This is a genomic window from Streptomyces phaeolivaceus (assembly GCF_009184865.1).
Taxonomy (GTDB): Bacteria; Actinomycetota; Actinomycetes; order Streptomycetales; family Streptomycetaceae; genus Streptomyces; species Streptomyces phaeolivaceus.
The window spans coordinates 1,045,217-1,072,186 of sequence record NZ_CP045096.1 but is presented as its reverse complement, the minus strand read 5'-3'; the positions used below and the strand labels follow the sequence as shown (position 1 = coordinate 1,072,186).

Below are 26,970 nucleotides of genomic sequence, written 5' to 3'. Positions count from 1 at the left end.
GAACGGACGGATGGGTGCAAAACGCGCATCCATCGTCTTTGGTGAATTCCTCGTGGCAACCCTGGAATGGCTGACCTTCGGTATGTGTGAATTGACAGGAATTCAGTAGCTGGCTCTCAGCCGCCTGAAGAGGGTCTCATGACGCAATACATGCAAAATCCGGCGCTCTGGGCACTCCTTGTCGTAACCCTTGTCGCCGTCGCCCTCATTGTTCGTCAGCGACGGGCGGCGCGCAGATTACGACAGGAGATCGCAGGGCTTCGAAACCACTACGGTGAGTTGGAGAGCCAATACTCGGAGTCCGTTCGCTCGGCCCAGCAGGAGGCCGAGGGGGCGACGAGGACCGCCCTGAAGTCCGCCATGCGGACCCTCCAGGGTCTCGCCGCGGAGCAGCAGCGCATCATCTCGGGGCTGCAGCGCAAGTACGGCGATTCCGTCATGCTCCAGGACCTCCTGGAGATCGACCACATGAACGCGCAGTTCGGCCGGCGCGCCCAGTCCATCGCCGTGCTGTGCGAGGGCTGGCTCGGCCGGCACCGTGACGTGGCCTCGGTCTACGACGTGGTCCGCAGCGCCCAGGGCAGGATCCGCCACTTCCACCGGGCGCACATCCTGTCCAAGGTCGACTTCGGCGTCACCAGCCGGGCCGTCGAACCGGTGGCGCTGGCCCTCGCGGAACTGCTCGACAACGCGACCAGCTACTCCAGCCCGGACACCGTGGTCGAGATCAACGTCCGTTCCGTGCCCAAGGGCGTCTGCATCATCGTCGACGACGCCGGCGTCGGGATGAACGAGGAGGAGAAGGCCAGGGCCGAGAAGCTGCTCACGAGCGAGCGCGCCACGGGCGTCTCGGGCCTCGGCAACCCGCCGCAGTTCGGCTTCGCGGTCATCGGTGTGCTCTGCGAGCGGTTCGGCTTCACGGTGTCGGTGGACTCCACCTCCCCCTACGGAGGTGTGCGGGCGGTCGTGCTGCTGCCCGACGAACTGCTCACCAGCATGCCCGAGCCCAAGCAGCCCGAGGCGTCGATGGAACCCATCGCGTCCCGGCCGGAGCCGGCGGCCGTCGAGACGGCACGGTCGGCGTACACGCCCGACATCGAGCCCTCGCTGCCCGTCGGCACGACCGAGGACGGTCTGCCCAAGCGGCGCCGCAAGCGCCCGATGGCCCTGGTCTCGACCGGACCGTCCGCCTCGCCCACGCCCAAGCGGCGCAGCGAGGACACGGCAGCGATCATGGCCGCCTTCAAGCAGGGCACGGACGCGGGCCGCGCCACACATCCCGAGGCGGGGGAGCGTCCGGGCGGTACCCGTGACGCAAGCAGCGAAGGGCACGACGTCCCATGAACAACGATCTTTCGTGGATGCTCGACAGCGCCTTGGAGATCCCCGGAGCGCTCCACGCCGTCCTCGTCTCCTCCGACGGGCTCCTGAGGGCCCGTTCGAAGGACGTGCACAAGGACGACGCGGACAAGGCCGCCGCCGCGATGAGCGGCATGCAGTCCCTCAGCCGGTCGCTGGCGTTCTTCTGCTCCCGGTCGGACCTGCGGTGGCAGCAGACCCTGGTCGAGTTCGACGGCGGCTGGATCTTCCTCATCTCGGCCGGTGACGGCGCCTACCTCGCGGTGTCGGCCTCCTCCGACGTCGACATGGCGGACATCACCTTCCGGATGCAGCAACTCGTGGGCCAGCTCGGCAAGGTCATGACCGCTCCACCCCGGGAGAACAGCGTGGTAGGGCCATGACCGACTCCGACAAGCAGGAGCACGAAGCCGCCGAATTAGTGCGGCCGTACGTCATCACCGGCGGTCGCAGCCTGCCCGGCGAGAGCCAGTTCTCGCTGATCACGCTGGTCACGGTGGTGGCCGACCAGCAGCAGCGGCCCGCCCGCCTCTCGCCCGAGGAACAGAACCTGCTGCGGATATGTGTCGGCGGCTATCTCTCCGTCGCCGAGATCGCCGGACACATCCAACTGCCGGTGGGCGTGGTGAAGATCCTGCTTGCCGCCCTCTCCGAGGCCGGCTATCTCGTCACCCGCTCACCGGAGACGCGTGCACCCGTCGCCAACCTGAAGATTCTCGAGGAGGTGCTCAATGGTCTCCAGTCCAAGTTTGGATGAGCGGGCCTACGTCCCCGGCGGAGAGACGCAGACCGCCGTGAAGATCCTGGTCGTCGGGCACTTCGCGGTGGGCAAGACCACGTTCATCGGGTCGATCTCCGAGATCTCGCCGCTCTCCACCGAGGAGACGATGACCCAGGCCGGCGAGGCCATCGACGACCTCAAGGGCGTCCAGGGCAAGACCACCACCACGGTCGCCATGGACTTCGGCCGCCTCACCGTCAGCGACCGCGTCGTCCTGTACCTCTTCGGCACCCCCGGCCAGCAGCGCTTCGTACAGATGTGGGAGGACATGGCACGCGGCGCCCTCGGGGCGCTCGTGCTGGTCGACCCCGAGCGCCTGGCCGACTCGTTCGCCGTGATCGACCTGATCGAGCAGTACGGACTCGACTACGCGATCGCGGTCAACCATTTCGACGGTACGTCGATACGTGACGCGAGGGCGCTGCGCGAAGCGCTTGATCTGCTCGACGACACCCCCATCGTCACCTGCGACGCGCGGGACGAACGGTCGTCGGCCGAAGCACTGATCACGCTCGTCCGCTATTTGATGGACCGCGCCCGTTAGGAGCAGAGCAGACATGACATCTGATTCCGCCTTCCCCGCCCCACCACCCGGCTGCCCGGCCCACGACAGCGGACTGCGGGTCCCGCTGTACGGCTCGGAGTTCGCGGCCGATCCGCAGGCGTACTACGCGCACATGCGGCACTACGGTCCCACCGCCCCGGTCGAGATCGCGCCCGGTGTGGACGCGACCCTCGTCACCGACCATGCGACCGCCCTGAAGCTGCTCCAGGACTCCGGCAACTTCCGCAAGGACGCCCGCCGTTGGCGCGACGTCGCCGAGGGCAAGGTCGGCCCGGACAGCCCCGTCGTCCCGATGCTGGGCTACCGGCCCAACGCCATGTTCACCGACGGCGCCGAACACGCGCGACTGCGCCAGGCCATCACCGACAGCCTCGCCAAGGTCGACTCCCGCCGGCTGAGCGACATGACCAAGCGGGCCTCCGACTACCTCATCGCCCAGGTCGCGGCCCGTGGTTCGGTCGACCTGATGAACGACTACGTCAAGCAGCTGCCGCTGCTCGTCTTCAACGAGCTGTTCGGCTGCCCGGCGGACATCGGCGACCGGGTCGTCTTCGGCATCTCCGGAGTCTTCGAGGGCGTCAACGCCGAGAAGGCGAACGCGGTGCTGGGCCAGGCCGTGTTCGAACTGGTGGCGCTCAAGCGGGCCAAGCCCGCCGACGACGTCACCTCGTACCTGATGCGGCACGAGGCGCGGTTGACCGACGAGGAACTCGTCCACCAGCTGATCCTGCTCCTCGGCGCGGGCGCCGAACCGCTGCGCAACCTCATCGGCAACACCCTGCACCGGCTGCTCCTGGAGGACCGGTACGCCGACGGCGGTCTCATCGAGGAGGCCATCGACGACACGCTGTGGGACAACCCGCCCATGGCGAACTACGCGCCGCACTACCCCGCGGCCGACGTGGAGTTCGGCGGGACCAGGCTGCGGGCCGGTGACCTGGTCCTCGTCAGCATGACGGCCGCGAACACCGACCCGGCGCTGGCGGCGGCCCGTCGGGCCGGCGGTGGGCGGGCCCACCTGTCCTGGAGCGCCGGCCCGCACGCCTGCCCCTCCAAGGAACTCGCCCGGCTCGTCACCATGGTGGCCATCGAGAACCTGCTCAACCGGCTGCACGACATCGAGATCGCGGTGCCCGAGGACAGCCTGACCTGGCGTCCCGGCCCCTTCCACCGCGCGCTCGCCGCACTGCCCTGCCGCTTCACCCCGCAGGTGGTGCAGCGGCCGAACCCGCCCCGTACGACGGAGGCGTCCGCACGTGGCGAGAACGCACCGGCGGGCCGGAAGGCGGAGCGAGGTGTGTGGGGCTCCTTCCTTTCCTGGTTGAAGGGGTGACGCACGCAACAGCCTGTAACAGAACGCACTGCATGAGTATTCAACCAAAGGGGTAGTAACGCGGCGGCATTCGTGGTGACCAACGAACAAAGGGAGGTGTCGTGGACCACATATCCACCGGCGCCGCTTCTGCTCGACATCCGGACATTTCCCGCCGTACCCGACGACACATCGCCTTACCTCACGCGGAGGCCACAAGGGGCGTGACCCGCCACCAGTCGACGCGAGACGAGATACCCGCCCAGGTCGGCGGGTATCTTTCTGTGTCCTCTCGCGCTCTCGGCACCCGGGAGCACCGGTGAGCGCCACCGGGTCCGGCACCGGGAGGACCCGGGAGGACCGGACGCTGGGCGAACTCGTCGCGGGCCAACTGCTGCGGCTCTGCCGGGAGTCGGGGCTCGCACGAACCGACGCCGAGACCTACGCGCGTCTACTGACCGACTCACTGGGCGCGGTGGCCGAACGGCCCCTCCGACTGCCGCCCCCTTCCCGGACCTTCCTGTCGGACGACTCCACACCGGTGGAGTTCTCCCTCTCCTTCACCCCGGACGCGCCGGCGTCGGTACGGGTGCTGCTGGAACCGGGATGCGGTACCGGCAGCCTCCGGGAGAACGGCCGCGCCGGACTGGACGCCGTCCGGTCGATGGCCCGGCGCTGGGGCTTCGCCACCGACCGACTCGACGCCCTGGAGGACCTGTTCCTCCCCCCGGACCCGCAGGGCCCGCTGGCCCTGTGGATCGCGCTGGAGCTGCGCCCCGGCGGTGTCCCCAAGGTCAAGGTGTATCTGAACCCGGCCGCGGCGGGCCCTTCGAGAGCCGCCGGGACGATACGGGAAGCACTGGACCGGCTGGGCCACCGGCGCGCCTTCGACGCGCTGCCGCCGGCCGACGCCTACCCGTTCTTCGCACTCGACCTGGGCGACTGGGCGACACCCCGGGTGAAGATCTACGCGACACACCGCGGGCTGCCGCTCACCGCCGTCGGTCATCTGTGCCGGACGGAAAACCGCCCCGACAGCGCGCTGTTGGAGGAGTTCCTCCGCACCGTCGGCGGCTTCGACGGCACGACGGGGAGCCCGTCGGCCGCGGCGGTCCGGTTCGACCGGCGGCCCGTCCTCACCTGTCACTCCTTCACCCGGACCACCGGCGGCCCCACCGGTTTCACCCTCCATGTCCCCGTCCGGGACTACGCCCGCGACGACGAGGAGGCGCTCCGGCGGGCGCTGACCGTCCTCGGCCGCCACGGGCTGGACACCGGCTCGCTCGCCCGGTCACTGACCGCCGTCACCCCCCGGTCACCCCGGGACGGTGTCGGGCTCATCGCGTACGTGGCACTGGCCCACGAACGCGGCCGGCCGCCCCGGGTGACCACGTACCTCTCGTCGGAGGCGTACGAGGTCCGGTCCCCCAACACTTCGTCGAACATCCCGCCGACCGGCGGCGAAGCAACCCGCAGTACGTCAGGAGCAAGGATCTGTATGGAGCCCTACCGCATCAAGGTCGTCGAGCCCATCGCGCTCACCACCCGGGAACAGCGTGAGGCGGCGCTGGAGCGCGTGCACTACAACCTCTTCGACCTGCGCGCCGAGGAGGTGACCATCGATCTGCTCAGCGACTCGGGCACCGGTGCCATCTCGGCCGCGCAACTCGCGGCGGGCATGGAGGGCGACGAGTCCTACGCGGGCTCGCGCTCCTTCTACCGCTTCCACGAGACCGTGACCGAGCTGACCGGCTACCGGCACATCCTGCCGGCCCACCAGGGGCGCGCCGCCGAGCGCATCCTGTTCAACACGCTCCTCGAACCCGGCGGCATCGTCCTGGCCAACACCCACTTCGACACCACGCGGGCCAACGTCGAACTCTCTGGATGTCAGGCGCATGACATCCCGTGCGTCGAGGCCCGGGATCTCGACAGCGAGCGCCCCTTCAAGGGCAACATCGACCTGGACCGGCTCCGGAGCACGCTCGAAGGGCCGGACGGCTCCCGCGTCCGCGTCGTGATCATGACGATCACCAACAACGGAGGCGGCGGGCAGCCCGTCTCCATGGAGAACCTGAAACAGACCGCCGAGATCTGCCGCCGCCACGGCGTCCCGATGATCCTGGACGCCGCCCGGTTCGCCGAGAACGCCTGGCTGGTGACCCGGCACGAGGAGGCCTATCGGGGCCTTACCCCGCGCCAGGTCGCCGAGGAGGCGTTCCGGCTGGCCGACGGCTGTGTCATGAGCGCCAAGAAGGACGGCATCGTCCACATCGGCGGCTTCATCGGGCTCAACGACCCCGAACTCGCCGAGAAGTGCGAACGGCTCCTCATCGCCACCGAGGGCTTCGCCACGTACGGCGGACTCGCGGGCCGCGACCTCGACATGATGGCCACCGGTCTGCTGGAGGTGACCGAACCCGCGTACCTCGCGGAACGCGCCGACGTCGCCTCCCACCTCGCCGACCGGGTCCGCGCGGCGGGCGTCGACATCCTCGAACCCCCGGGCCTGCACGCCCTCTACCTCAACGCGGGCCGTCTGCTCCCGCACATACCGCCCCACCACTACCCGGGCCACGCCCTCGCCTGCCGCCTCTACCTCGAAGGCGGCATCCGTTCGGCCGAGCTCGGTTCCCTGTACCTCGGCGAGGAGGACGAGGACGGCAACCCCACCAAGAGCGCGCCCTACGAGCTGGTCAGACTGGCGCTCCCGCGACGCGTCTACACCCGTAGCCACTACGACCATGTCGGCCGGACCCTGGAGCGCATCGCCAAGAACGCGGCCTCCGTCCACGGCTACCGCATCTTCGAGCAGTCCCCGATCCTGCGCCACTTCCGCGCCAAACTCCAGCCCGTGACCAACTGACCCGCACCTCCGCCAGACCGAAGGGCGCCTGACGGGTATCCACCCGGACAGGCGCCTTTCTGGCCTGCCGACGGGGGTCGTCCGTGGGGCGGTCGTAGGTCGTTCGTGGGCCGTTCGTGGGGCGGTCGTAGGTCGTTCGTGGGTCGTTCGTAGGTCGTTCGTCCGGGCTCTCTCAGGACTCGACGCGGTACAGGCTGCCTACCGGGTCGACGACGACTTCGAAGCGAAGGCCCACCCGGAGGCCGTAGTCCGAGGAGCGCTTCCAGGTCGTCTCGAACGTCCCGAATCCCGGTCCGCTGATCCGCAGACCGACCAGGACCCCGGCGTCCTCCGCGTCCTCCCAGGCGGTGAGGTCGGTGACCTCCGCCGTCGACGCGACCCCGACCGTGTCGAGCCGCCGGTTGCGCTCCCGCTCCAGGCCGGCGTAGGCCCACAGGGCGATGCCGACAGGTGTGCAGAGCACGGTGCACAGGATGCCCCCGAGCAGCAGTTCGGCGTCGGCGAGGAACGCGCGGACCAGCATGACCGGTCCGCACAGGCACAGCGCCGCCGCCGAGGTGTACAGGAGCAGGGCGCCGAACAGACCGATCCTGTCCACCCGGGTGGGCCCGGGGGTCACGGGGTCACGCCGTCCCCGGCGTAGAGGTAGGCACCGGGCCGGGCGGGGTCGGCGATCAGCAGCACCTGGTCGCCGACGCGGGGTATCCGCAGCTTGGAGACGATGGTCTGAAGGGTGATCGGGTCGGTGGCGCCGGGCAGTTGGAGGACCAGGTCGACGACCGGGTCGAAGTTGACCAGCTTGCCGGTGTCGCCGAGCGAGACGACGATCGCCGGTGTCGTCGGTACGCCCGCGGCGAGCAACTGCCGCACCTCGACGGCGGAGTTGTACGAGCCGATCGACTGCTGGACCCTGGCGAAGTCCTCGTTGCCGAGGAACGCGCGTGTGGTCCGGCCGTAGAAGCCCTTGCCGCTCGCCACCTTGCCGGCGATCTCGGCGGCCTTCTCCTCACGGCTCTTGCGCCGCCCGAAGATTCCCATGACGTTGCTCCCTCGTTTCCGGATTCTCGATGTGCCGATGTGCCGATGTGCCGATGTGCCGATGTGCCGATGTGCTGATGTGCTGATGGGTCGGCGATGTCGGCTTTGCTGCCTGTGCCGGTTGACGGTGTGGACGCTAGGTGGCCCGGGACACCTACCGATCCCAGGTTCGGCCGCCCGTCGCCCCCGGCGTACGCTCCCCACATGCCGTTTCCGAGCCAGTCGGCCGACGAGCGCCGACCGCGTGCCCTGGTCATCGACCACGCCTGGCGCGCCCTCGGACCGGGCACGGAACCGCTGAGCGGCCCCGGTGGGGCGCCGTTGACCCGGACGGTCAAGCTGATCGTGCTGCCGCTGATCGTCAGGCCGGCGCTGCGTCCCGAACTCGCGGCGGACTTCCTCGGCCCCGAGCAGGCCGCACACCTCGACGGGCTGATCCGGGAGGCCGGCGCGTGCCTGGCGGCGACGGCACAGTGGTTCACGCGGCTGAAGAAGGCCCGCCGGGCACTGGGTGTCGTCGAGGGCAATCCCCAGGATCTGTACTTCCAGCGCTGCTTCGAACTGGCCACCGAGCACGGACCACCCTCCGCCGACGCGGACACGATGGCGAGGGCCGTGGTCGAGGAGGTGGCGGAAACCCTCGGCGGGCGCACGGTGGACGCGCTCAAGGACTATCTGGCCGACACCGGCCGACGTCTGAGACTCGACGGCGAGCTGGCCTCCGCCTGGGAGAACCGCCACTCGGGCCCGGCCATGGCCCCGGCCACGCCGTCGCCCCCGGCCATGGCCCCGGCCACGCCGTCGACCCCGGCCCCGGCCCCGGCCCTGGCTTCGGCCCCGGCTTCGGCCCCGGCTCCGGACATGAGCGCGGCGGTCGCACGGGCCGCCGAGGTCCTCGATGCCTGCGCCGCGCCGGGCCGGGCGGGCGACCCGTCGTCGTACGCGGCCATGGTGGAGGCGGGCCACGGAGAGCTGTTCGGCCGGGCTCTGTGGGCGCGGGCGAACGGTGTCTGGGGCCGCGGCGACCTGCCGGCCCCGCTGGGGCTGACCGGGCGCCCGGTCCCGCCGCGCCCGGAGATCGGCCGGGGCGCCTCGACGGCCACACTGCCCGCGCCGCTGGACCGCACGCTCTTCGAGCGGCTCTTCGTCGTCCTCCAGTCGTCGGCCCGCCGGGAGGAACTGCCGACGGTGCCGGAACTCGTCGCGCGGGAGGCCGGCCGCAGTTGCGCTCCGCTCGGTCTGCGCGACGAGAGTCTGCGTGTGGTCGTGGTCCTCGGCGGCCTGCTCGCGGCCGGGCTCGATCCGCTCGGCACCGGGCAGGCGGTACCGGGGCGCACCGCCGCGCACCGGGCCGTCAACAGCCGCTGGCGACGGGAGGCGTCGGTCCTGCGCGCCCGCCGGATGACCGTCTCGCCCCGTCCCGACCCGGACGGCGGCGCCCTCGATGCCCTCGCCCAGGACCTTCGTACGCCATGGGCCGCGTACATGCGGCGACTGTGGGTGCGGCTGCACGGGCGGGACGTCCGCGACGCACCCCTCGCGGACCCCGCGTCTGCCTGGGCGGTGCTCGACGGGGTCGCCCGCTCGGTGATGATGGACCACCGCGCCCGGGTTCGGTCGGCACTGCGCACCCTGTCGACGGGCTCCGCGCGACCGGCCGGAGCGAGGAGCGCGTGATGGCGGGGGCAGGGCGCGTCGATGTGCATGTGGTGTGGGACGAGGTCGAGGGCGAGGACGACGGCACGATTCGGATAGCCGTCTACCCCTCGGCCGGCAGCGGCGGGGATGGCGGCTGGGACGGTGCCGGTGCCGGTGAGTACGGCGATGTCCTCGCCGTGGGCCCCGACTTCACCCGGGCCGTCCTCGATGTCGCGGGCGCCGTGCTGACCTGGCCCGTCCTCGGCGATCCCGGTCCGCCGTCGGCGCATGTTCATGACCCGGGGCGGGCCCAGCAGTGGCTGTGGGCGCTGTACGGCGAGGGGGTCGCCGCCGCCGTCCACGACTGTGCGACACGGGAACCGGGCGGCGTACCGACACGGGAACCGGGCGGCGCACGGGTGGCGGCCGACCCGACCGCCCTCGCGGGCTGTGCCGCCCGGCTCGCCTTCGCCCACTGGGCGGCCCGGTGGTGGCCGGCCTCGTACGCGGACGGCATACCGGCGCTCGAACCGGACGTGCTCGGCCTGGAGACGGCCGCACTCACCCACCGCTGCCAGCAACTCTTCGACGACGAGGGCGATCAGCCCGACGACTGCGCGGCCGAACTGATCACGGAGCATCAGGCTGCCCTCGACCCGCTGATCCAGTGGTGGCGCGCGACCCCACGACCGGCCGTCGGCACGGCACTCCACCTGGAGGGCGTCCTGCGGCTGATCGACGACGCGGCGGACGGCGCGGGACTGGACGGGCCCGCCCTGCGGCACCTCGGCGCGGCCCTTCAACGACCCGGCCCGACCGGCGCACCGGCCGACCCCGGCGCGCTGTTCGCCCGGCACGACGGCTACGCACTCGCCGCGGGCGAACCGCTCACGGCGGGCGGCCGAGTCATCGCCCGGGGCACGGGGACCAACGACTGGCGCCGCTACCCGCCCGGCCTCGTCGACGCGACCGAGTCCGCGGTGTCCTGGACGGTCCGCGCGCTCGGCGCACGGCGGCGCATCGAGGTCGAGGTCGTCGCACACGGCGCGGCGCCCGCCACCGGCACCTCCCTCGTCGCGGAGGTCCATGTGAACGGCGACGGCCCGCACCGGGTGCCCCTCAGCCGACGGGACGACATGTGGGCCGGGCGGTCCGGCCTGGACGCCGCGATGCCGTCCGAGATCCGCGCACCGCGTATCGAGGCCGGCGTCCTCCTTCCCGGCTTCGACCCGGGGCCCGGTACGTCCGGCGGTGCCGAGGACCGCGTCGGCCGGGACGCCGTCCGCGCCCTGGTCCGGCGACGCCTGACCGCCGCGACCCAGCCTCCGGCGCACGGCGGTTCGCCGTACAACGGTTCGCCGTACGAGACCTGTTCGGCACCGTTCCTCGCCGAGACCGTGGCCGCCGCTGCCACCGACGCGGACTACTGACAAGGACTGCTGACGTATGCCGGACGAGCACATCGAGTTGCAGGGCGAGGGCGAGGGTGCGGGTGCGGGAGCGGTGTGGCTGTACGGGGAGCCGTTCGACAGCGGCTTCGCGCTGGCCGAGGAACATCAACTGGCGTCCGACCTCACGGCCGCGTACGCCGTCTACGAGGAACTGCTCACCGTGGCCGAGTCCATCGAGGACTCGCCCGACGTACGGTTCCTGCGCGCGCATCTGCTGTGCGACCTCGCGAGCGTCCGGCTCACCGCCACGGACCTGCCCGGGGCCGAGGACGCCGTCGAGCGCTCCCGTGCGCTGCTCGACGGCATCGCCTCCGCGCCGATGGGGCCGCGAGGCCGCCAACTGTGGCTGGAGACCCTGCTGAAGACCATGATCGCCAGGGCCGACGTGCTCCGCGGAACCGGGCGCCTGGACGAGGCGCTGGCCTGTCTCGACGAGGCGGTGGCCAGGCTGTCCCAGTTCGACGACCCCGAGGGGCTGCGCGCGGCCGAACTCGGTCTGAACCGGATCCTTCTGCTGATGGACCGGGGTGAGTGGGGAGCGGCCGAGGAGTACGCCTCGGTGCTGCTGTCCGCCCTGGAGTCGACCGAACTGGAGGCCGTGCCAAGGCTGTTGACCGCCCTCGCCATGATCTGCTCCTCGACCGGGCGGTACGACCAGGCCGAGGACCATCTCGCCCGCGCCGAGGAGCGCTTCCGCGCGCTGGGGGACACCGGCGAGCAGTGGACACTGCTCGCGCACCGGGCGTCCGTCGCGCTGAACCGGGGCGAACTCGACCTCGCGGAACGGCTGTTCACCGAGGCGTCCGCGTTCTTCGAGCGACAGCGGTGGTACGGTGACCTCGCGGTCTGTGAACAGGCCCGAGCCTTCCTCGCCGGCCGACGCGGCGCCCTCACCCGCGCGGGCGACCTGACGACGGCGAGCCTGGCCCGGTTCGAACAGCTCGGCGCCTCGATCGCCGCCGCCGACACCATGCTGCTGGCCGCCCGACACGCCTACGACCGCGCCGATATCACCGAGATGCGGCGACTGGCCCAGCAGGCCCGTGACGTCTACGAGGAACGGGAGATGTACGAGCGCTGCGCCCAGGTCGACCTGCTGCTCGCGGGCGTTATCGAGGACAACCTGAACCGGGCGGACCACGGCGACCACGAGCGGCGGTCCGTCGACACCGCGCTCTCCCTCGCGGTCCCCGCCGCACTGGCCCTCCAGGCGGCGCGCTATGACTTCGTCACCGCGCACGCGCGCAATCAGTGGCTGCAACTAGCCGACGAGGCAATGGAGTTGGTGTTCCGTCTCGCCGTACGCCGACAGGATCAGGGGCTTCTTTTCGAGCTGGTGGAACACCGAACCGCAGGCGCCTCCTTGGCGCTTGACCGCCCGGCATTCGAGCGGGACGGCGCGTCAGGTATGTCGGGCCAGTCGGGCCAGTCGGGCCAGTCGAGCCTTTTGGGTCTGTCGGGTCCGTCGGGTCTGTCGGTCTTTCCGGGTGCGGCCATGAAGGCGTACGGGCGCGTCGACGGTCCGATGGTGCTCGGGGGCGTGGCCGCGGAGGCCGCCGCCTCCGTGGGGCTGCGTGTGGCGCCGCCGCCGAAGGTGCGGATGGCGGCACAGGGCCCCGGCCGGGTCGCGCTCCAGGAGTACATCGCGGCGGCCGAACTCCGCTATCGGCGACGGCTCGTGGACGAGGAGGAGGTCCCGTTCTGGATCACCGACGACCTCACGGAACGTCCGGTGGTGCAGGTCCGGCTGGCCGACGCCGACGATCTCTTCATGACCTGGACGTGGGCCGGCGGTGCCCGGGGGTTCGGTACCGGGCACGCGCCCGCCGGTGAAGTCGACCGGGCCGTGGGGGAGTTGGCCGCCGCGCTGCCGGAGACGGGCGGGGGAGCGGAGGGGATGCGGTGCGCGCTCGACTCGGGCGCGCTGACCGACCGGCGCACCGAGCACCGGCTCGCGCGACTGCTGGCCGAGGCGCTGTGGCCGGAGGGACTGACCGCGCAGATACGCCAGGTGTCGGAGCGCCTGGGCCGTCCACTGGTACGGATCCAGCCGTCGCCCCGGGTCGCCCAGGTCCCCTGGGAACTGCTCGCCGTCGACGACACGGCCGACGTACGGCTTATCGAGCTGGCGGACATCGTGACCACCGCGCCGGCGTCGCTGCGACGGCGGACGGCCCCCGCCGCGCGGCCGACTCCGGACCCGGATCCCGACGCCGACGCCGACGCGGTCGTTCTCGTCCTGGATCCCCGGGTGCCCGGATTCCGGGCCGACTCCCCGCTCGGCTCGGTCCTGGGACCGCCCGGCGCGGACCCGGAACTGCTGTCCTTCGTCCGGCGCCGTCTCGACGCGGGTGCCGTCGTACCGTCCGTCACCACCCCGGCGGAGGCGTTCCGCCGCACCGACCTGGACCGGGACTGGCTGAGCGGCGTACTCCGCAAGGGAGCGCGCCGACTCATGTACGTCGGGCATGTGAGCGGCGCGCCGGTCGAGGGCGGGCAGAGCGAGGACGGCGCGCTCCATCTGTGCTGCGGTCCGCAGCACGACGGCCTGGCCGAGCCGGTCCGCACCCATCGACCGCTGTCGGCCAAGGACCTCCTGCTGGGCACAGTGTCCCTGCGCGCCGACGGTGAGCCGGGGGCGAGGGTCTGGCCCGCGCCGCCGCGGGTCGCCCTCATCGGCTGTGAGAGCGGTGGCGACCTGCGTTTCGCCGAGTCGTTCGGCCTGGCGACGGCGATGCTCCACAACGGCGCCGAACTCGTCACCGCCACCCGCTGGGCTCTGCCGACCAGCTTCGCCTTCCACCGGCTGGCCGGCCTGCCCGAGTCCGTACGCCCGCTGACCGAGGCGGTCGTCGCCGTCGACACGGCCCACGAGGATCCCGACCCCGTGCACCGGCTCGGGCGCTGGCAGCGCGAGCAACTCCACCACTGGCGCGCCGGCGGCCGGATCGAGCACTCGCCCCTGCTGTGGGCGGCCATGACCTGCGTCGTCACCTGACGGGTCACGGGCGGTGGGGTCATGACAGGCTCAAGGCGGCCTCGATCTCCCGGGCCAGGGCAGCGGTCGCCGCCTCGCAGGCCCGGCTCCGGGTCCGGAACGCTTCCTCCCAGCTGTCCGGGCTGTCCGGCTCGCACTGTTCACGCCGGTGGTAGCGGTCCTCGGTGACGCGGTCGAGCGCCAGAAGAGCGTCCTGCAGCCGGTCTGCCGCCACCCGGACCTCCGTGTCGGTGGTGAAGACCTTCGCCGCTGTCGACATCGCCGCGTACTCCTGCCACCGTCCGACCTTGAGGCGGCGGGTCTCGGTGCGCACCTCCGCCTCGACCGGGTGGGAGAGCGCGTTGTGCAGGTCCCAGGTGGCCGACTGCCACAGGGAAGCGCATTTGAGAAGCTGAAAGTAGACGTCACGCTTGTTGTCCAGCCTCCACCGCAGCTGTGCCGCGTCGAGTTGATCACGCGTCTGCCGTCGCTGCGACCTGGCTGTCACCGATCCCGCCCAGACCGCGCCACCGGCGCCCAGGGACGCACCGAGAAGACCGACCAGTCCGGTGAGCAGTTCAGATGCCATACCGTCATCATCGGCGGAGCATGAGGAACCCAACCAGACCAACGGGGTTCAGGGGTCAGGGGTCAGGGGTCAAGGGTCAGGGGTCAGGGTTCAGGTCGCGGCCATGGGCGAGGACGACTGGTCCCGTCGGCCTCCTCGAAGTAGGCGGCGCACTCCGTGTCCGCCGGGTAGTACGACTCGATCGCGACCTCGTCCAGCGTGATGTCCATCGGGGTGCCGAAGGTGGTGATGGTCGAGAACAGCCGCAGTTCTCGACCGTCGAGGCGGAGGATCATCGGGATCACCACATCGGACGCGATCGAATCGTTCGTCCCGGCCTCGGCTTCGGGCTCCAGCAGTTCTTCGTAGAGCGCGGTGAGTTCGGCGTCGGGGGCGATGGCGAGCTGACGCGTGATCCGGGAGCGGAACACCGCGCGGACGTCGGCCAGATTGACGACCAGACGGGCGAATCCGCGCGGGTCCAGTCCCAGCCGCAGCAGGTTGACCGGCGGCCGGAGCAGATCCGGATGGACATCCGCGAAGAACGGCTCGACCGCGCGATTGGTCATCACGATGTTCCACCGGCGGTCGAAGGCCAGCGCCGGGTACGGCTCATGTGCGCGGAGGACCCTCTCGACCGCGTCCCGGGCCACCGTCAACGCGTCGTCGTCGAGGGGGCGTTCGGTGTATCTGGGGGCGAAGCCGGCCGCGAGCAGCAGCAGGTTGCGGTCGCGCAGCGGCACATCGAGGTGGTCCGCGAGCCGGAGGACCATATCGGCACTGGGGTTGGACCTGCCGGTCTCGACCAGGCTGATGTGACGCGCCGAGACGTCCGCCGCGATCGCGAGATCCAGTTGGCTGAGTCGTCGGCGATGCCGCCACTGCCGTAAGTGTTCCCCGACGGTACGCATGGTCATCGACAGCACGTGCCGTGGAGCCGTACGCCAGGAGATCGGACTCCGCGATGAGATCCGAATTCCGCGATGAGATCCGTCTCCGCCATGACATCCGTCTCCGCCATGACATCCGACTCCGCCATGACATCCGACTCCGCCATGAAATCCGACTTCATCGACAACCTGTCGGGGCCGCGGAAACACTGCGGCCATGACCACAGACAACAAGGGCATCGTTCAACGGGCACTGACGGAACTGATCGGGACGGGCGGCGTCGAGGCGCTCGAACCCTTGCTGCGCGACGACTTCGTCCATCATCGGCCGGACTCGACGTCCTCCACCAAGACGGAGTGGCTCGCCGCCGTCCGGGCGGCCCTTCCTCCGCTGGCCGGTATGCGGGTCGGGATCCACCATCTGCTGGCCGACGGCGATCACGTCGTGATGCACTCGCGGCGGCAACTCCCCGATGCCGGGCCGGAGATCACGGTCGTCGACATCTGGCGGATCGACGACGGGCTGATCGCCGAGGGATGGGAGATCATCGAGCCGACGGCTCAGGCAGCCGCCAATCTGGTGTGGTGGGAGCCGGTCGAGCGCTGACCGGCCGCACACGCCCCCTCGACACCGGCAACTCCCGAAACTTGTTACTGGCTACTTGTTACTGGCTACTGGCTACGTTCTCCCGAGAACGCCCGCCGGGTGGAGGCGCTCCGGGCGAGGTGTCGCCTCGGGTGCTGGCATCGGGCTTGATGCCCGGCCATAATCAACGGGGCGGCAAGACGGTGTTGTTCGAGGTCACTGGCGTCAACTGACGCCTCCGCACGGACATTCAGCATCTCCGGTCCGGCCGATACCCTGCGCATGCCTGGAACCTCGAAGCATTCATCGTGTTGCCGCGGACGGTTCGCAGAGACAGGGGAGTTGACCTTCATGCCCAACCAGGACGCGGCCTCGCCGGACGGCGGTGGCGAACGGCTGGTCGCCGGCCGGTACCGACTGCTGTCCGTACTCGGCGAGGGCGGCATGGGCACGGTGTGGCGCGCTCTCGACGAGGTGCTGCGCCGCGAGGCGGCCGTCAAGGAGGTCCGTGCCGCCGCGGAACTGCCCGCGCAGCGCAGCGCGCAGCTGTACGCCCGGCTGGAGCGGGAGGCCTGGGCGGCGGCGCGGGTCAACGCCCGTGGGGTGGTGTCCGTCTACGACGTCGTCACCTTCGACGGCCGGCCGTGGATCGTCATGGAACTGGTCCGGGGCCGCTCCCTGGCCGATGCCATCAGCTCCGGGGGCGCCCTGCCGCCCAAAGAGGTCGCGCGCATCGGCGCCGAAGTGCTGGCGGCACTGCGCGCGGCACACGGCGCGGGAGTGCTGCACCGCGATGTGAAGCCCGCCAACGTCCTGCTGGCCGACGAGGGCCGGGTCGTGCTGACCGACTTCGGGATAGCCACCGTCGAGGGCGACTCACCGCTGACGATGACCGGTGAGGTGGTCGGCTCGCCCGAATACGTGGCGCCGGAACGGGCGTTGGGCCGGACCCCGGGTTCCGCGTCCGACCTGTGGTCGCTGGGCGCCCTGCTCTACATGGCCGTACAAGGCCGTTCGCCGTTCCGTCGGACGACGGCCCTGGCCACGCTGCGCGCCATCGTGGACGACGAGCTGCCGCCGCCGCACCGCGCCGGGCCGCTCGCACCGGTCATCGAAGGGCTGCTGCACAAGGACCCCGATCAGCGGATGACGGCGGAGGAGGCCGGGCGCCAACTCGGCCTGATCGCCGGGGAGTCGGCGCTCCCGTCACGGGAGGACGCCTCTGCCGACGCCACACTCGCCGATGCCACGGGCTCCGATGCCACGGGCTCCGACGCCACGGACTCCGTCACCGCCTTGGTGACCGCCGATGTCACCACCGCTGAGGAACTCCCCACCACCGCGCCCGCGCCCGCGCCCACGTCCGCCTCCACGCCTGCCTCCACGCCCGTGTCCGTCAGGTCCGCGCCGCTGGGGGTGTTCGGGCCTCCTCCTGGAGGGGCGGGGTTCGGACCACCGATCACGGTGCCCGACCCCGGCTTCGGACCCGACAAGGGCTCCGCTTCCGTATCCGCCCCCACCGCCGCCCCCACTGCCACCCCCACTCCCACCTCCGCCCCCACTCCCGCCCCCGGGCGGCGCAACCGTCGTACCGGGTATCTGATGGGAGCGGCGGCGGCCGTGCTGGCTCTGCTCGGTGGTGGGCTGACGTACGCGCTCGTGGGCCGGGACGGCGACGAGGACGGTGGGACGGGGACCGGCGGGAACGCGGCGCAGCCCGTGTCGGTGACGGTGACGGGCGGTGCGACCACGTACGACGGGAGCTGCCCGCCGGCGGACGGCCGGGCACCGTGGTTCACGGCGACGTTCAAGACGTCCCAACGGCCGGTCCAGTTCTCCTACCGGTGGGTCTCGGAGAACGGGTCGGTGGTGGACCGGGAGTGGCGGACTCTGGCGTTCCGGGAGGGCGACGAGACCACCAAGAGGGAGACGGTGCGGCTGTCGACGTACGCGCAGGAGGGGACGTTGAGCAGCGGGATGGCGGTGGAGATCCGGTCGCCGTTCGACGCCAAGTCCAACTCGGTTTCTTTTTCGGTGACTTGCCGTGCGAACAGTGAGTGATAGGGCGACACACCGTACATAATCGAACTAATTTGGCCTCTCCGAAGGAGTTTCCGTGCTGTCGGTCATAGTGGGACGCAGCGGTCCATTCGCCGGTCAGAGCGTCGTCCTCGGCGACGCTCCGCTGACGTTCGGGCGCAAGAGCGACAACGACGTCGTCATCGTCAGCGTCAGCGCCTCCCGGTTCCACGCCGAGATCGTCACCGAGAACGGCGCGTACGTGCTCCGCGACCGCGACAGCAGGAACGGAACGTACGTCAACGAGCTGCGCGTCACCCGGCACGAGCTGACGCCCGGCGACACCATCCGTATCGGCGACGAGACCTTCCTGTTCGAGACGCAGGAGGCCGTGGAGACGGTCATGGACCTCTCCCAGCTCGCCCTGCCCCGTGCCGACGCCGCCGCGAACCCAGGTGTGCTGCGGGTCACGGTGTCCGGCGGCGGCCCGGTCGGCCTCGCCTTCGCGCTGCTGCTGGAGGACGCGCTCCCGGGGCGGGTCTCGGTCACCGTCCACGACGGCCGGTGGGTCCGCGACGGCACCACCGTGGTCTGGAAGGACGAGACCCAGGGCAACGTGCGGCGCCAGCAGGTCGTCACCGTCCAGAGCCGGCAGTATCTGGCCCTGTCAGAGGAGATCCGGATGGCGCTGTTCGGGGACGGCGGCCAGTTCTCCGAGATGTGGCCGCTGGGACCCGACTCCGTGGACGGGCGCCCGCCCCGCAACATCCGCATCGCCTACATCGAGGACCGGCTGCTGGAACTGGCCAACAGCAAGCCCGCGATCCGTCTGGTGCCGAAGAAGTTCGACCCGGTGGAGCAGGGGCACCTCATCGCCCGCGACCATGTGCTGGTGATCTGCGAAGGCGGCCGGTCCCGCACCCGCGAGCACTTCGCGGACCGCTTCGGCGCGGCCGACGCCACCATCTACTCCCTCGACGGGGAGCACCTCCAGGACGTGATCCTGGGGCTGCGGGTCAAGTCCCGGCTCTCGGACCCGATGAGCGTGCTGCTCACGGTGGCGCAGAACCGCTTCCTGCTCAACTCGCTGCGCGGCGAGGGCTTCCTGAACATGCGGCTGACCCGTGAGGAGGCGCGCAACGTCATCGGTATCGACCCGGTGCGGCAGGTCTTCGAGGAGTGCATCGCGGCCCGGCCGTGTGTGATGAGCCGGCACGAGGACAACGAGTTCGTCTGCCCGACGCACGGGACGCTGTTCCTGCCGGCGCTGCTGCGCGGCTCGCCGCTGTGGAAGCGGATCCAGGAGGGGCTGCGGCTGTTCGGCGTCGACGAGGACGACCTCAGCGCGATCACGTCGTTCCGGCTGGACATGGTGCAACGCCCCAGGTTCACCGCCCAGTTGACCCGCCCGACCGCCGACCGCCCCGGGACGTACGGCTTCCTGCTGGGCGACGCGGCCAACGCCATCCACTTCTGGCCCGGCCGCGGTCTCAACAGCGGCCTCGCCTCGGCCGTCTCCCTGGCCCGCTCCCTCAGCCGCGTCTGGCGTGGCCGCCCGCTGCGCGACGCGGACTTCATCCGGCACGAGGCGGCCATGTCGATGCTGCAGTACCGCCACAAGAGCCGCGCGTGGAACGCGATGGTCACGACGGACGAGCGGGGCGTGACCCGGGCGATCAAGGACATCATCGACCGCAGCATGGAGGCTACGGCGGGACCGGCGGGACCGGCGGCCGGAGTTGCCCGGCCTGCCGCCGGAGGCGCCGGGCCGGCGCCCCGGGTTGCCGGGTCGGCTGCCGGGGGCTCGGCGTCCGCTGGGGCGTCGGGGGCCGACGTGGAGATCCTGCTGGACCGTATGCGGTCCATCCGCGAGCGCCTCGCGGAACGCCTGCCGGGCCTGCCCGACGATGAGCAACTGCGGTCCCACCTTGCCGCGTTGGCGCCCTCGACCCTGCGGACGCTCCAGGAGAGCGGCGCGTGGGACACCCTCATCGTCGGCGGCGAGGAGGCGGACATCGACATCTTCTACCAGCAGGACGCCCCGGTCTTCGTCCCCGCCACACCCCGCGCCACCGACCCACTCCCCGACCCCCGCACCTCGGCGATCCTGGGCCCGTCCTGACAGTCGCCTGTTCCCACGGTCCCCGGTTCGCCGCGTACTACGCGGCGCTCCAGTCGCGCAGCCGACGGGCGATCCGGGCGACGCCGAGCGTTCCGGAGGCGGCGTCGCGTACGAGCGCGACGGCCGCCTCCGGCGGGTAGTCGAGGGCGCGGGTGTTGAGGATCAGATAGGCCTCGGTGGCGTGCCAGGCGAAGGCCGCGTTGGAGTGTTCCAGGCACGGCAGTTTCGCGAGGGTCTGCAGGAGTGCGGCGGCCTTGAGGTACGGGGATCCGTACATGTCGTGCTCCAACGCCTTGGCGTTGACCCGGGCGACAGCGGCGTAGAACGGTCCGTAGTCGTCGATCCGTGGGCCACCGTCGAGGCGCTCGGCGGCGTGCAGCAGGAACGTGACATCGAGCGGGACGGGGCGCGGCGGGGTCATGTGACGCGGCCTCGCTCCCGGGCGTCGAGTTCCTGCCGGGCCTGCCGCTCGGCCGCCCGCTGCTCGGCGCTCGGATCCACGGTGCCGGACCCGGCCGCGAAGGCGGCGCCGCTGCGGGCCGTGGAGGCACCGAAGCCCTCCAGGAACCGCCGCTCCACGGCGGTCGCACGGTCGTAGGCCGCCGAGAGGATGTACTCCTGCATGCTGACCCCGGCCTGCTTCGCGGCAGCCGCGATGGCGGCCCGCTGCTCGGGGTCGGGGAAGCGCAGACTCATCGCTTTGGGATCCGCCATGGTATCGATGGTACCGGTGATACCGCGACATGTACGGCTATATCGATCGCACGCCCAGGGCTGGCGGGGGTGGGGACGGGGACGGGGGCAGGGACAGGGACAGGGACAGGGGCGGGGCGCGGCGACGGAAGTGATCTGCGACATACGCCCTCGTCGCCCGTTATGGGTAACTTGAGGTGCTTGCTCCGTCCGTGGCACCGCCTCGCCGAGCGCACCGCCTCATCGAGCGCACCGCCTCGCCGAGCGCACCGCGAGTGCACCGCCTACCGATCCCCGGTCCGGGAGACCCATGCGCCCTCGAATAGCCTCCGTGCCGCCCCTTGCCCTGACGGGCGGTGTGCTGACCGTCGGCCTCGGTGGCCTGTATCTGGCCGCGCTGCTGGTCACGGGCGGTGAGATCGAAGCGGGTACGACCGTGCGCGGCGTGGACATCGGTGGCCTCAGCCGCACCGAGGCCATCCGCAAGCTGGACGCACACCTGGCGGTGGCCGGCTCACGGGAGCTGGCCGTGACGGTCGGCGACCGCGCCGGGACCGTCGACCCGCGGCAGGCCGGACTCACCTTCGACGCCGAGGGGACCGTCGACAGGGCGACGCGCACAGCCTCGGATCCGGTCGGCGTGGTCGGCGGGTTCTTCCGGTCGGGGGGTGACATCGAGCCGGTCGTACGCGTCGACGAGGACAAGGCCCGCACCGTTCTCGGGAAGCTGGCGCGGAACCTCGACCAGAAGGTCCGCGAGGGGGCCGTGACCTTCGACGACGGCCAGGTCGAGCAGGTCGCACCGCACCGGGGCCACGCCCTGGACGTGGACGCCGCGGTCGGCACCCTGCGGACCTCCTTCCTCCACGGCGCGGCGGACACGGTCACGGCGCTGCCCACCCGCGAGACCGAGCCGAAGGTGGCGGCCGAGGAGGTGCGGCGGGCGGTGCGCGAGTTCGCGCGGCCGGCCATGTCGGGACCCGTCACGCTCACCGCGGGCGGCAGACAGTTCACGGTCACTCCGGCCGTCGTGGGCGAGTACCTGACGATGCGGCCGGACGACTCCGGCAGGCTGATACCGACGCTGGACGGCAAGGGCCTGCGCTCGGCACCCGCGGTCGCCGGCCCCCTGGACGACATCACCACCAAGGCCGAGAACGCCGAACTACGGCTGGACGGCGACCGAGCCGTGGTGGCCGACGACGCCCGGACCGGCGTACAGGTCACCGACAAGGCGCTGGGCAAGGCCGTGCTGCCGCTGCTCACCGAAACGGGCGCCGGCGCCCGTACCGGGGAAGTGGCCGTGCGACGGATCCAGCCGGAGGTGACCCGCGAGAACGCGGCGCGGCTCGGGCTGACGGAGAAGATGTCGTCCTTCACGGTCAACTTCGAACCGGCCGCGTACCGCACGAAGAACATCGGGCGGGCCGCCCAGCTCATCAACGGCTCCGTCGTCATGCCCGACAAGACCTGGAGCTTCAACCGGACCGTGGGCGAACGCACCAAGGCCAACGGCTTCGTCGAGGGCATCATGATCCTCGACGACCAGTTCACCAAGGCATCCGGCGGCGGGGTCTCCGCCGTGGCCACGACCGTGTTCAACGCGATGTACTTCGCCGGCGTCGAGCCCGTGGAGTACGGCGCCCACTCCTTCTACATCGAGCGCTACCCGGAGGGCCGTGAGGCCACGGTCGCCTGGGGCAGCCTCGACCTCCGGTTCACCAACGACTCCGGCAACGCGGTGTACATCCAGGCCGAGGCCACCGACACGTCGGTGACCGTCAGCTTCATCGGCACCAAGAAGTACGACGAGATCAAGTCGGAGAAGGGCCCCCGGACCGACGTCAAACCCCCGGCGAAGAAGGTCAGCACCGACGAGAAGTGTGTGCCCCAGACCCCGCTGGAGGGCTTCGACGTCACCGTCGACCGGGTCTTCTACAACGACGGCAAGGAAGTGAAGCGGCAGCCGTTCCACACCCACTACACCCCACGCGACGAGATCACCTGCGAGACGCCGGACGGGGAAAAGCCCGACGAAGAAAAGTCCGACGAAGAAAAGCCGGACTCAGAAAAGCCGGACGCGGCGGAGCCCGCCACGGAGGCGCCCCGCACGGAAGCCTCCGACACATCCAACGCCTCGACTGTTCGCTGAACGCATGCCCGAGCGCGGCAGTTCGCAGCGAGCCGAGGTGCCGGAGCGCCCATGACCTCTCTTGTGGGACGCGGGGCCGGCGGCGGTACCGCCGAGGAGGAACTCCAGGCGGAGAGCGAGGAGTTGGTCAGGCCAGGGCGGACGGTGGCGAACGGGCCGAGGTGGTGGCGCGGGCCCGGTGGCGGGAGTGGCTGGAGCGGGTGTTCCAGGAGCACCGTGATGACCCGCAGCTGCTGCGGGTCATGATCGAGGAGGCGTCGTTCTCCCAGGACCTGCTGGACGCGATCGAACGACACGGAAGGGACCGCGTCGAACAGGTCCGCGAACTCCTCGGCCGGCACCCGGACGTCCGCGCACGATTCCGGTCGAGACGTTCGAGAACGAGCTGGTGGACATGGTCACCCGCTATCTGCGCGGTGACTGATGGCCGGTCACCCGTGACCCGTGACCCGTGACCCGTGACCCGTCAAGCCGCCGACCAGGTCGACCTCGAAGGGGTGGCGCAGGCCGACCATGTGCGGGCCGATGGAGCCGGTGACGTACGGCAGGTCGTCGTCGAGGGCGTCCTTGCCGAGCAGCGCCTCGGCCACTCCCGCGCCGAGCCGGTAGGTGACCGCCAACACCTCCTGACGGGCACCGCGGGCACCCTGCCCGACCAGGATCGCGTCCTTCTCGCCCGCGTTGAGCACGTAGGCGGCGCGGATGAGATCCTCCTCGGCCGACACCGGCGCGCAGTGCGGCACACCGAGGCGGGAGGGGACCATCTTGAAGGCGTGTCAGGGTGGTGCGCGTCGACCTCCTGCTGATCGGACCGGAATCGGTGGGTGAATCGGTGCGTGAATCGGTGCGTCTCCGCGTCGGCGAAGCCGGCACGGCGTCGGAGCCGGCGTCGGAGCCGACGCCGGAGCTGTGCGGAAACCCACCGTGATCATGCGTGACCGTGGGTGACCGTGGGGGTCGGTTCGTCAGGTCGTCGTGCTCAGGCCTTGTCCTGCATGCCGCGCCGGGCGGGACTGCCCTGCTCGGCGGCTTTGGGATCCTTCTCGCCCGCCTTGGCGCGTACGCCCTGGGCGATACGGTCGCCGATGCTCTTGTCGATGTTCGACCAGTACTCGAAGGCCCGCTTCAGGACGGGCTCCGAGACGCCGTTGAGGAGATGACCGACGACGTTGTCGACCAGACGGTCGCGGGCGGCGTCGTCCAGAACCTCGCGCACCATGGTGCCGGCCTGGCCCCAGTCGTCGTCCTCGGCATGGCTGACGTAGGCCGTACGGGTGAGGGCGCCGTCGGCCTCCCAGCTGGGCGGGGAGTGGCGCGCGGTGTCGGCGGCGGGACCACCCTTGGAGTTGGGGGCGTACACCGGGTCGGCGGTTTTCCGGTACGCCATCGCCCCGTCCTTGGAGTAGGTGTGGACGTCCACGACGGGGGCGTTCACCGGAAGCTGCTGGTAGTTGCCGCCGATCCGGTGGCGGTGCGCGTCCGCGTAGGAGAACAGCCGGGCCAGCAGCATGCGGTCCGGGCTGGGACCGATGCCGGGGACGAGGTTGTTGGGCTGGAAGGCCGCCTGCTCGATCTCCGCGTGGTTGTCGGTCGGATTGCGGTCGAGTGTCATACGGCCGACCGGGATCAGCGGGTAGTCGCCGTGCGGCCACACCTTGGTGAGGTCGAAGGGGTTGAAGCGGTAGCTCGCGGCCTCCTCGTACGGCATCACCTGCACATGCAGGGTCCAGCTGGGGAAGTCGCCGTCGCGGATGTGCTCGAACAGATCACGGGTGTGGTAGTCCGTGTCGGCGGCGGCCATCTGGTCGCCCTCGTGCTGCGTGAAGTACTCGATGCCCTGGTCGGTCTTGAAGTGGTACTTCACCCAGAAACGCTCGCCGGCGGCGTTGATCCACATGTAGGTGTGGGAGGTGTAGCCGTTCATGTGGCGCCAGGACCGCGGGATGCCGCGGTCGCCCATCAGCCAGGTGACCTGGTGGGCGGACTCGGGGGAGAGCGTCCAGAAGTCCCACTGCATGTCGTGGTCGCGCAGGTTGTTGTCGGCGCGGCGTTTCTGGGACCGGATGAAGTGCTGGAACTTCATCGGGTCCTTCACGAAGAACACCGGTGTGTTGTTGCCGACCATGTCGTAGTTGCCTTCGGCGGTGTAGAACTTCACCGCGAAGCCGCGCGGGTCGCGCCAGGTGTCCGGGCTGCCGCGCTCACCCGCGACGGTCGAGAAACGGGTGACCAGGTCGGTGCGGGTTCCCGGCTGGAAGACGGCCGCCTTGGTGTAGGCGCTGACATCGTGGGTCACCTCGAAGTGCCCGAAAGCGCCGCTTCCCTTGGCGTGGGGCTGGCGCTCGGGGATCCGTTCCCGGTTGAACTGGGCCATCTGTTCGATCAGATACGCGTCCTGCAGCAGGATCGGACCGGCGGGCCCCACGGTGAGCGAATGCTCGTCGCTCTCGACCGGGGCGCCGGAATCGGTCGTGGTGACAGGGGGAGTCTCCGTCATGAATCTGCCTCTCGTCGTACGAGCGGTGGCGTACCGGGCACGTCGTCCGCGCCCGGAGCCTGTCGGTCCCGTGCGGGCCAGGTGACCTTCATCGGCCGCCGCAAACATCGCCTTCCCGACCAATGTGCGGTTGTTCCGAGAACCGTGCCCGCCTCCTCGCCCGGATGGGTGCGCATGGGTGCGCCTCCCCGGCCAGGGGTTGATTTGCGCCCATCGTGACGTGCACCTGTCGAACTTGCGGGTGGGCTGGCACTCTGCGTTGCGCGAGTTCGTCCTCGTCCCCCACCGCAAAGGGAGTACGCGTGACAGACATACGCCGCGGGGCCCGCCGCCCGCGCAAGTCCCGCTCCGTCCTCGCCGCCCTGCTCGGCGCCGCCGCCCTGCTCGGCGCCGCCGCCCTGCTCGGCGCCGCCGCGCTGCTCGGCACCGGCGTGGTCGCCTCGCCCGCCGGGGCGGCCACGGCCTCCGCGGACCCCGCGTCGTTCTGGACCACGGAACGGATGCGTGGGGCCGCCCCGCTGGATCTGCTGCCCGTGGACCGCGTCGGGGTGAAGGCACCCTCGCTCGCCAAGGGCGAGAAAAGGACCGTCGCCCCACCCTTCCGGGCGCCCCCACCGATGTCGGGGTGCTTGCCTTCCCCCAGAGCGGCGGGCCCTGGACCGGCGGCGGCGCCGTGGTCTCCACGGCCGGACGGGTGTTCTTCACCTACCAGGGACGTACGGCGTCGTGCTCCGGCAACGCCGTCACCAGCGCCAACAAGAGCACCGTCATCACCGCCGGGCACTGTGTGAAGCTGGAGGGCGCCTGGCACACCAACTGGGTCTTCGTGCCCGGCTACCACGACGGCCAGGCCCCGTACGGCAGATGGAGCGCCACGAAGACCATGTCCACACCGCAGTGGACCGCGAGCGAGGACATCAACTACGACGTCGGCGCGGCCGTCGTCGCCCCGCTGGACGGGAGGCTGCTGACGGACGTCGTCGGCGGGCAGGGACTGGCCTTCAACACCGGCTACAACCAGACCATGTACGCCTTCGGGTTCCCCGCCGCCGCCCCGTACGACGGGGAGAGGTTCATCTACTGCAGCGGCACCACGAACCGTGACTTCCTGCTCTCCGACGACCACGGCATCAACTGCAACATGACCGGCGGCTCCAGCGGCGGCCCCTGGTTCACCCAGTTCAACGAGTCCACGGGCACCGGCCTGCTGTCCTCGGTGAACAGCTTCAAGTACAACTTCCTGCCCAACCGGATGTACGGGCCGTACTTCGGCACCGACGCGCAGAACCTGTACCAGAGCGCGCAGTCGTCCTGACCGACGGTCGGAACAGTCGCATCGAACTGGGCCCGCACGACGCCGCGGGCCCAGTTCTCGGTGCGTCCACGGAACCTGAGCAGCTCCGCGACGATCGAACCCCTCGATCCCGACCTCCGCTCGGCGCGGTCAGGGCGCTGG

At 70.6% G+C, this 26,970-nt stretch carries 23 protein-coding genes and 1 pseudogene; 16 read left to right on the top strand and 8 right to left on the bottom strand.

Annotation, left to right across the window (positions count from 1 at the left end; all coding sequences use genetic code 11):
* The first annotated feature begins 138 nt into the window (after positions 1-138).
* The 6 genes from F9278_RS05195 to F9278_RS05170 all read left to right on the top strand — a co-directional run bounded on the left by F9278_RS05195 (position 139) and on the right by F9278_RS05170 (position 6,883).
* A complete protein-coding gene (locus F9278_RS05195; protein ID WP_152167209.1) occupies positions 139-1,344 on the top strand; it encodes a sensor histidine kinase in 1,206 nt (401 codons plus the stop codon).
* Positions 1,341-1,742, top strand: a complete 402-nt coding sequence (locus F9278_RS05190) for a roadblock/LC7 domain-containing protein (protein WP_152167208.1) — start codon at positions 1,341-1,343, stop codon at positions 1,740-1,742. Before F9278_RS05195 ends, F9278_RS05190 begins: the two co-directional genes overlap by 4 nt.
* Positions 1,739-2,116, top strand: a complete 378-nt coding sequence (locus tag F9278_RS05185) for a DUF742 domain-containing protein (protein WP_152167207.1) — start codon at positions 1,739-1,741, stop codon at positions 2,114-2,116. The genes F9278_RS05190 and F9278_RS05185 overlap by 4 nt, the downstream gene beginning before the upstream one ends.
* Positions 2,091-2,684, top strand: a complete 594-nt coding sequence (locus F9278_RS05180; RefSeq protein WP_013005331.1) for a GTP-binding protein — start codon at positions 2,091-2,093, stop codon at positions 2,682-2,684. The genes F9278_RS05185 and F9278_RS05180 overlap by 26 nt, the downstream gene beginning before the upstream one ends.
* Before the next feature lie 13 nt (positions 2,685-2,697).
* Complete coding sequence (locus F9278_RS05175) at positions 2,698-4,038, top strand: cytochrome P450 (RefSeq protein WP_152167206.1); 1,341 nt, start codon at positions 2,698-2,700, stop codon at positions 4,036-4,038.
* Between the two features lie 298 nt (positions 4,039-4,336).
* Positions 4,337-6,883, top strand: a complete 2,547-nt coding sequence (locus F9278_RS05170; RefSeq protein WP_152167205.1) for a tryptophanase — start codon at positions 4,337-4,339, stop codon at positions 6,881-6,883.
* Between the two features lie 172 nt (positions 6,884-7,055).
* On the opposite strand, the gene F9278_RS05165 is transcribed toward F9278_RS05170, so the two are convergent.
* Both F9278_RS05165 and F9278_RS05160 read right to left on the bottom strand, forming a co-directional pair.
* Positions 7,056-7,502, bottom strand: coding sequence for a hypothetical protein (locus tag F9278_RS05165; protein WP_152167204.1), 447 nt, complete (start codon positions 7,500-7,502; stop codon positions 7,056-7,058).
* The gene (locus tag F9278_RS05160) at positions 7,499-7,921 is read right to left on the bottom strand and encodes a hypothetical protein (protein WP_152167203.1); all 423 of its coding nucleotides are present in this window, start codon (positions 7,919-7,921) and stop codon (positions 7,499-7,501) included. Before F9278_RS05160 ends, F9278_RS05165 begins: the two co-directional genes overlap by 4 nt.
* A gap of 204 nt (positions 7,922-8,125) precedes the next feature.
* Here F9278_RS05160 and F9278_RS05155 point away from each other — a divergent pair, with 204 nt between their 5' ends.
* The 3 genes from F9278_RS05155 to F9278_RS05145 are packed head-to-tail and all read left to right on the top strand — an operon-like array spanning position 8,126 to position 14,008.
* Positions 8,126-9,598, top strand: a complete 1,473-nt coding sequence (locus F9278_RS05155) for a hypothetical protein (protein ID WP_152167202.1) — start codon at positions 8,126-8,128, stop codon at positions 9,596-9,598.
* Positions 9,598-10,989 carry a hypothetical protein gene (locus F9278_RS05150; RefSeq protein WP_152167201.1) on the top strand — a complete coding sequence of 464 codons (1,392 nt, stop codon included), beginning with the start codon at positions 9,598-9,600 and terminating at the stop codon, positions 10,987-10,989. The genes F9278_RS05155 and F9278_RS05150 overlap by 1 nt, the downstream gene beginning before the upstream one ends.
* 16 nt (positions 10,990-11,005) lie before the next feature.
* Positions 11,006-14,008, top strand: coding sequence for a CHAT domain-containing protein (locus F9278_RS05145; protein WP_152167200.1), 3,003 nt, complete (start codon positions 11,006-11,008; stop codon positions 14,006-14,008).
* Between the two features lie 19 nt (positions 14,009-14,027).
* On the opposite strand, the gene F9278_RS05140 is transcribed toward F9278_RS05145, so the two are convergent.
* Positions 14,028-14,576 (bottom strand): hypothetical protein, encoded by a 549-nt coding sequence (locus F9278_RS05140; RefSeq protein ID WP_152167199.1) that lies wholly within the window; start codon positions 14,574-14,576, stop codon positions 14,028-14,030.
* 83 nt (positions 14,577-14,659) lie between these two features.
* Positions 14,660-15,466 (bottom strand): helix-turn-helix domain-containing protein, encoded by an 807-nt coding sequence (locus F9278_RS05135; RefSeq protein WP_152173705.1) that lies wholly within the window; start codon positions 15,464-15,466, stop codon positions 14,660-14,662.
* A gap of 196 nt (positions 15,467-15,662) precedes the next feature.
* On the opposite strand from F9278_RS05135, the gene F9278_RS05130 reads away from it, so the two are divergent.
* The 3 genes from F9278_RS05130 to F9278_RS05120 all read left to right on the top strand — a co-directional run bounded on the left by F9278_RS05130 (position 15,663) and on the right by F9278_RS05120 (position 20,172).
* A complete protein-coding gene (locus tag F9278_RS05130; protein ID WP_152167198.1) occupies positions 15,663-16,052 on the top strand; it encodes a nuclear transport factor 2 family protein in 390 nt (129 codons plus the stop codon).
* Between the two features lie 330 nt (positions 16,053-16,382).
* Positions 16,383-18,092 (top strand): serine/threonine-protein kinase, encoded by a 1,710-nt coding sequence (locus F9278_RS05125; protein WP_152167197.1) that lies wholly within the window; start codon positions 16,383-16,385, stop codon positions 18,090-18,092.
* Positions 18,093-18,147: 55 nt separating this feature from the next.
* Positions 18,148-20,172: an FHA domain-containing protein gene (locus tag F9278_RS05120; protein WP_152167196.1), complete on the top strand. Its 2,025-nt coding sequence runs from the start codon at positions 18,148-18,150 to the stop codon at positions 20,170-20,172.
* A 37-nt stretch (positions 20,173-20,209) separates the two neighbouring features.
* On the opposite strand, the gene F9278_RS05115 is transcribed toward F9278_RS05120, so the two are convergent.
* On the bottom strand, positions 20,210-20,593 hold the full coding sequence (locus F9278_RS05115) for a fic family toxin-antitoxin system, toxin component (protein ID WP_152167195.1): 384 nt from the start codon (positions 20,591-20,593) through the stop codon (positions 20,210-20,212).
* Positions 20,590-20,886, bottom strand: coding sequence for a type II toxin -antitoxin system TacA 1-like antitoxin (locus F9278_RS05110; RefSeq protein WP_193241374.1), 297 nt, complete (start codon positions 20,884-20,886; stop codon positions 20,590-20,592). The genes F9278_RS05115 and F9278_RS05110 overlap by 4 nt, the downstream gene beginning before the upstream one ends.
* A 289-nt stretch (positions 20,887-21,175) precedes the next feature.
* Here F9278_RS05110 and F9278_RS05105 point away from each other — a divergent pair, with 289 nt between their 5' ends.
* Entirely contained in the window at positions 21,176-23,017 is a 1,842-nt protein-coding gene (locus tag F9278_RS05105; protein WP_152167194.1) for a VanW family protein, read from the top strand.
* Positions 23,018-23,181: 164 nt separating this feature from the next.
* A complete protein-coding gene (locus F9278_RS05100; RefSeq protein ID WP_226966642.1) occupies positions 23,182-23,472 on the top strand; it encodes a hypothetical protein in 291 nt (96 codons plus the stop codon).
* Positions 23,473-23,490: 18 nt separating this feature from the next.
* On the opposite strand, the pseudogene F9278_RS46875 reads toward F9278_RS05100, so the two are convergent.
* Positions 23,491-23,793: pseudogene (locus tag F9278_RS46875) on the bottom strand (thiamine pyrophosphate-requiring protein); the annotation flags it as partial.
* Positions 23,794-23,798: 5 nt separating this feature from the next.
* Between F9278_RS46875 and F9278_RS46870 the strand changes: the two are divergent.
* On the top strand, positions 23,799-23,945 hold the full coding sequence (locus F9278_RS46870) for a hypothetical protein (RefSeq protein ID WP_226967401.1): 147 nt from the start codon (positions 23,799-23,801) through the stop codon (positions 23,943-23,945).
* 51 nt (positions 23,946-23,996) lie between these two features.
* Here F9278_RS46870 and F9278_RS05090 read toward each other — a convergent pair whose 3' ends face one another.
* Positions 23,997-25,514, bottom strand: a complete 1,518-nt coding sequence (locus F9278_RS05090; protein ID WP_152167193.1) for a catalase — start codon at positions 25,512-25,514, stop codon at positions 23,997-23,999.
* Positions 25,515-26,139: 625 nt separating this feature from the next.
* Between F9278_RS05090 and F9278_RS05085 the strand changes: the two genes are divergently transcribed.
* Complete coding sequence (locus tag F9278_RS05085; RefSeq protein ID WP_319023102.1) at positions 26,140-26,829, top strand: trypsin-like serine peptidase; 690 nt, start codon at positions 26,140-26,142, stop codon at positions 26,827-26,829.
* Positions 26,830-26,970 lie beyond the last annotated feature (141 nt).